Source organism: Tatumella sp. JGM130, assembly GCF_018257525.1.
Taxonomy (GTDB): domain Bacteria; phylum Pseudomonadota; class Gammaproteobacteria; order Enterobacterales; family Enterobacteriaceae; genus Tatumella; species Tatumella punctata.
This window is the reverse complement of record NZ_JAERJS010000079.1, coordinates 1-1,272: the sequence shown is the minus strand read 5'-3', so window position 1 is coordinate 1,272 and position 1,272 is coordinate 1. Positions and strand designations below refer to the sequence as shown.

Annotated in this window: 1 protein-coding gene and 1 pseudogene; both read left to right on the top strand. The window is 38.7% G+C overall.

Annotated features, from left to right (window positions below; all coding sequences use genetic code 11):
- Nucleotides 1-299 precede the first annotated feature (299 nt).
- A complete protein-coding gene (locus tag JK211_RS16725; protein WP_212709741.1) occupies nt 300-1,040 on the top strand; it encodes an ABC transporter ATP-binding protein in 741 nt (246 codons plus the stop codon).
- 1 nt (nt 1,041) lies between these two features.
- A pseudogene (locus JK211_RS16720) lies at nt 1,042-1,197 on the top strand (DUF4422 domain-containing protein); the annotation flags it as partial.
- Between the last annotated feature and the right edge of the window lie 75 nt (nt 1,198-1,272).

The window sequence follows — 1,272 nt, the reverse complement described above, 5'->3', positions numbered from 1 at the left end:
GTCAGTTGAACTGCATGACAAAGTCATCGGGTACTACATGACAATAAATCACTATCAATAAATTGGAATCATTACCGTACGCCAATTCTTTACTCAGCAGATCTTATTCCTAAAGAATATCAGTGGATGCTTAAAGTTAACCCTGTATCAGAAATGATGCTGGCCTGGCGTGATCTCTTTATGAAAGATACTATTGATTATAACTCTATTGCACAAATGTATTTATATTCTGGGTTATTTTTAGTGGTCGGTAGTTTCATATTCAATAAACTGAAATTCCGTTTTGCTGAGATATTGTAATGAAAACTGCTATTGAATTTAAAAATGTATCAAAATCATATCCGTTATATCACCATATAGGCAGTGGTGTGAAAGATTTGATATTTCATCCTCGCAGGGCCCTTTCACTGCTGAAAGGACGACAGTATAAGGCTATAGAAAATATCAGTTTTAAAGTAGAAAAAGGGCAAGCTGTCGCCCTTATCGGTCGTAATGGTGCAGGAAAGAGTACTTCGCTCGGATTGGTTGCCGGTGTGATAAAGCCGACTTCAGGCAGTGTTATCACCCATGGAAGAATTGCATCAATGCTTGAGCTGGGTGGAGGATTTCATCCGGAGTTAACGGGACGTGAAAATATTATTCTGAATGCCACCTTGCTTGGACTCAGGAAAAAACAGGTTCTGGAAAAACTGGAAGAGATTATTGCTTTTTCTGAGCTGGGAAGTTTTATTGATGAGCCCATCCGTGTGTATTCCAGTGGTATGCTGGCAAAACTCGGGTTTTCTGTTATCAGCCAGGTTGAACCGGATATACTGATAATCGATGAAGTATTAGCTGTCGGAGATGTGGCATTCCAGAAAAAATGTATCGCCACCATCAATGAGTTTAAGAAACGCGGGATCACTATTCTGTTTGTCAGCCATAGTATGGAAGATGTTGAGAAAATATGCGATCAGGTTATCTGGATAGAAAACCATAACTTAAAAGCTGCCGGTAAGGCCGGGCAGATTATCCCACAATATCTGGAAATGATGTCTTAAAATGAATAAAATAAAAATATATACCAGTCATCATAAGCCAAGTGCTTTTCTTGATGCCTCCTGCATTACACCTCTGCATGTAGGAAAAGCTAATACGTTAAATACCATTGGTTGTGAAGGTGATGACCGCGATGATAATATATCATTCAAAAATCCGGTAATGATTCCAATTTATTGATAGTGATTTATTGTCATGTAGTACCCGATGACTTTGTCATGCAGTTCAACTGAC

Coding starts and splice junctions, on each gene's coding strand:
- JK211_RS16725 (WP_212709741.1), top strand. CDS start 300: ATGAAAACTGCTATTGAATTTAAAAATGTATCAAAATCATATCCGTTA.